The 4,527-nt window shown below is 37.4% G+C and carries 3 protein-coding genes; 2 read left to right on the top strand and 1 reads right to left on the bottom strand.

Features of this window, described 5'->3' with window-relative positions; translation table 11 throughout:
* Positions 1–204 precede the first annotated feature (204 nt).
* Positions 205–1,215 (top strand): flagellin lysine-N-methylase, encoded by a 1,011-nt coding sequence (gene fliB / locus LMF89_RS25030; protein WP_229537529.1) that lies wholly within the window; start codon positions 205–207, stop codon positions 1,213–1,215.
* Positions 1,216–1,429: 214 nt separating this feature from the next.
* Here the strand turns inward: fliB and LMF89_RS25025 are convergent, their stop codons facing one another.
* Positions 1,430–2,653, bottom strand: coding sequence for a 6-phosphofructokinase (locus LMF89_RS25025; protein WP_229537528.1), 1,224 nt, complete (start codon positions 2,651–2,653; stop codon positions 1,430–1,432).
* Between the two features lie 435 nt (positions 2,654–3,088).
* Here LMF89_RS25025 and LMF89_RS25020 point away from each other — a divergent pair, with 435 nt between their 5' ends.
* Positions 3,089–4,387, top strand: coding sequence for an NCS2 family permease (locus tag LMF89_RS25020; protein WP_229537527.1), 1,299 nt, complete (start codon positions 3,089–3,091; stop codon positions 4,385–4,387).
* The last annotated feature ends 140 nt before the right edge of the window (positions 4,388–4,527 follow it).

Raw genomic sequence — 4,527 nt, 5'->3', positions numbered from 1 at the left:
GAATGAGATATGTTAAGGCTCATGTCTAAAAATAGGGGGTTAGACCGGTTCGATTTTTTTTATGTTTTAAAAGAATGTGAAGTATTTTTCTTATGATTACTATATGATTTATTTCAGCAGACATAGCAGGAATTTGTTGGAGTATCAAGAAGAAATACACTCATAATCATAATCGTAGGATGGAGCTGTAGGATGTATATCTATATGGATATTATAAATGAGTTTTCTTGTGAAATGTGTGGGCAATGCTGCCAGAATGATTGGCAGGTAACCATGGACGAGGAAAGTTATAATCGGAATTATCAGCTATTTTTGAAAAATGGGAAGGAAGAGGAATTTTCAAAGATTTTTATTCCTATTGCTGGGAAGCAGAAGTTAGGTGAATATGCTTACATTCGTAAAAAGGCCAAGGGTGGATGCTGGTTTTTGGAGGAGAATCATCTTTGCCGATTACAAGAAGAGGCTGGGCATAGCCATTTGGATACAGTCTGTCAGACTTTTCCACGCTATCCGATGAATACTTCTCGCGGGAGAGAGTTGACTTTAAGCTTTAGCTGTCCTGCGGTAGTCAAATTAGCCAGTCGAGTTAGGCCTTTAGAAATCATTCGCTCCCTAAAGGAACCCATCATCGTGCATGCAAATCAGGAAGTTGTTCATGTATATCCTGAACAGCGATTTTCTTATCACCTTTTGCGCTATTATTTTGAGATGGAGCATCACTTTATTGATTTACTGCAGTATAGAAAGATAACAATTGATGAACGTATTCAACTATTAAAAGAAACAATTGAGAAGATTCTTCATTTGCCGCAAGATGATACTTTTAGCCAGAAATTAAATGAAATTATTTATGCTAATTATGATTCTTTAGATCAAAAAGATGATGTTATGGAACCAGTCAATCATTGTACACCCGACATCTTAATTGAAAATTTCTTTATGAATTTTGTTTTTAAAAAGCCATTTTATCTGTATGGTCTACAGTCAGGGATGCAGCTTTTGGATAGTATGTGGAAACAAATTAAAAACACAAGAACAAGTGATCCAACTATATCAACAGAAATGGAACGTATTTCTACTGTGATTATGAACCTGGAATTTCAATATAGTCATAATCGCAGTGTTTTATTAAATCCGGCTTTTTTTTCCAAATCTTTGACGGCAGAACAAGAAACGAAATTGCAAGAACTAAATGAAGCGATAAGTTATTCTTAAGTTTAGAGAAAATTCTTCTATATGATGTCACAAAAAATCTCCATTCTTCTAGAAGTTAGATGAATGGAGATCCTTATTTTATAGGTGGAAAGATGAGATTTTATGAACCACTAAGGAGTGAACAAAAAATATAAATAAACCCTTTGTGTCCTTTGTGTCTTTGTGGTTCGATACGTTTTATGTTTTTAAAGTATTTTCTTGTTTCAGCCAACAGTTAAGTATTTACTTTTAAAATCTTAGGCACTTTGGGGGCTTTTAATCGATTAGTTGAGGGAAGATTGGAGCCTAGGAGTGGTCGAAGATAATCCTTGAAGGCGTTAGTTACATGATTTCCTGCAGCATTGATAAAATCGTCCGGCATATGTTTGGTTTTACCTGCCAGCTCTGCAAGAGGAGTCATTCTATATTCTACAACATAATCTCCGACTCGATGAATCGTCACAGAACCATCGCAGCTATTCGATAAAGCAAATTGTACTGCATTTTCACCAGCTTCTCTTGCTTCTTTCTGATCTACATCAGAAACACAGCCAAGGAAACAACGTTGAATGTAGCCAAAGGTATCACTGCGCACTCTGGATATCTTTAGCTTTTCTTTTACTGCCTGTGTGAGCAAGTCTCCTAAGGCTCCCGTGCCAGACATCGTTACATTACCATGAGCATCTTTTTCGATATCTCTTAATAGACTTACTATAATGGGGGAGCCAGATGGATCTTTGATACCTTCTGATACGGATACTACACAATAACCATGTTGCAGATATACTTTTTGCACATCTGCAACGAAATGTTCAATAATAAACGGGCGTTCTGGTAAATAAATTAAATGAGGGCCATCATCAGGAAAATTTTGGGCAGCAGCAGCTGATGCCGTTAAAAATCCGGAATTTCTTCCCATTACGATACCGATATACACTCCCGATAATGCTCTCATGTCAAGATTAATTCCTGAAAATGCCTGCATAACAAAACGGGCAGCTGAGCTATAGCCTGGTGTATGGTCATTGACCAATAAATCGTTATCAATGGTTTTAGGAATATGAATGGCGCGGAACTCATAATTGTCTAATTTAGCCTGTTCACTTACAATATGTACGGTATCGGCAGAATCATTGCCGCCAATGTAAAAGAAGTAACGGATATCGTGAGCTTTTAATACTTTGAAAATTGATTTACAATAATTTTCATCAGGCTTAACGCGAGTCGAAAATAAGGCAGATGATGGTGTGTGTGCCACTTGCTCTAGGTTATGAGAAGTTTCTTGGGTTAAATCAATAAACTCTTCATTGATGATGCCTTCTACGCCTCTAAGAGCACCATAGATTTTAGTAATTTGATCATGCTTTCGCGCCTCGTCGATCACTCCTGCCATGCTTTGATTAATAACGGCAGTAGGACCTCCTCCTTGTGCAATTAGTGCCTTGCCAATCAGTTTCATAATAGCCTCCTATATCCATATTTAATATGTCATATTAGTAATGACGAAGCAAACACTCGTATATCTAATCATATTCATAAGATGTGAGTTTTATCAATACAAAATATACATAATATGAAATACCAAAAGCTGATTACCAGTATTTGTTGTACTAGTGCTCTAAGAGAATACCCATTTTAAAGGGAGATTCTAAGAGCAGCTAGGTCAGGGAATAAGAACTCTAAAAATCTATATTCTTCAACAAATGCAAATGTCCTGCTGATAAAGGCTATCATCACTGAAATAGCGCCTTTGTTTTGGCAAAGAGACTGCTATTGGTAGAATTCACGAGAATACTTAACAATAAGGAGAATAAATGCTAATTTCGGTGTATACATAATACGGTAATCTATGTTATAATGTCGCCTTACGTAGATATAATTAGAGGTGTTGTAAATGGAATCATTATTTAAACTGCGAGAACGAGGGACAAGCATATCCACGGAAGTTTTGGCAGGAATAACAACTTTTTTAACATTAGCATATTCGGTGATTGTTATTCCTTCCGTTTTAAGTTTGACTGGTATGGACTTTAATGGTGTTTTTATGGCAGTTATTTTAAGTAGTGTAATTGGTACGTTGATTATGGGGTTATTTGCTAATTACCCAATTGTGATTGGACCTGGACTTGGGCTGAATGCTTATTTTGCCTTTAGTGTAGTAAAGGGTGGGGGACATTCCTGGGAAGTGGCACTTGGAGCTGTTTTTATATCGGGAATTATGTTTTTATTAGTATCTCTTACCAAATTTCGCTCCATTTTGATTGATGCCATTCCCGCAAGTTTAAAACACGCTATTACCGCAGGTATTGGTTTTTTTGTCTGTTTTATTGGTTTGCAGAGTGCAAAAATTGTTGTTGATTCTCCTGCTACTTTAGTCACTCTTGGCAAACTGTCTGAGCCTATTGCTTTATTAACGGTTATTGGCTTGGTTGTATCTTTAGTATTACTTACTTATCGTGTAAAGGCAGCGTTATTTATTGGTATGTTAGTAACGGCAGCGGCTGCTTATTTCATGGGTTTTATGTCCTTGCCGTCTCAGTTTGTGGTGATGCCTAGCGGCCTAGAGCATACATTACTGAAATTGGATGTACAGGGAGTCTTAGATTCTGGTCTTTATTCTGTAATTTTCACTTTCTTTTTGATTACTTTATTTGATACAACGGGTACACTACTGGGGATGGCGGAGCAAGCCGGGCTTCTTGTAAATGGAAAGTTTCCAAATGCGAGAGGTGCTTTTTTGGCTGATGCTGCAGGGACAGTTGCTGGTGCTGTGCTAGGAACAAGTCCCACTGCTACCTGTATTGAGTCGAGCGCAGGTGTAGCAGTAGGAGGGCGCAGTGGTTTAACCGCTGTTGTTGTAGCGGGTTTGTTCTTAGTAACATTATTTTTCTCGCCTGTTGCTAAAATGTTGTCGAGCGTTCCAGCTGTTACGGCGCCAGCTCTTATAATTGTTGGTTTCTTTATGATGAATGGCTTACGTGATATTGATTGGCAAAACATTGAAGAAGCTTTTCCAGCTTTTCTCGTTGTGGCGTCCATGCCATTAACCTATAATATTGCCACCGGTATTGGTATTGGATTTATTGTATATCCTCTATTGAAATTAATGAGAGGTAAGGGGCGTGAGGTTCATCCTATTTTATATTTATTTATGGTACTGTTCTTTATACAAATTGGACTTTTAAGTCATTAAAAAATGAAAAACAGCCAATCTATCTTCGACGCAGTGTTGATAGATTGGTTGTTTTTTAAATAGGCTAGGAAGCAGATTGTAGGAGAAAGATGAGATTTTATGAACCACAAAGGCACAATGCCGCTGATGCGGCACACAAA

The organism is Pelosinus baikalensis (genome assembly GCF_020819555.1).
GTDB lineage: Bacteria > Bacillota > Negativicutes > DSM-13327 > DSM-13327 > Pelosinus > Pelosinus baikalensis.
The sequence above is the reverse complement of the archived record's forward strand: the minus strand, read 5'-3'. Positions and strand labels throughout refer to the sequence as shown.

Coding starts and splice junctions, on each gene's coding strand:
- LMF89_RS25025 (WP_229537528.1), bottom strand. CDS start 2,653: ATGAAACTGATTGGCAAGGCACTAATTGCACAAGGAGGAGGTCCTACT.
- LMF89_RS25020 (WP_229537527.1), top strand. CDS start 3,089: ATGGAATCATTATTTAAACTGCGAGAACGAGGGACAAGCATATCCACG.
- fliB (WP_229537529.1), top strand. CDS start 205: ATGGATATTATAAATGAGTTTTCTTGTGAAATGTGTGGGCAATGCTGC.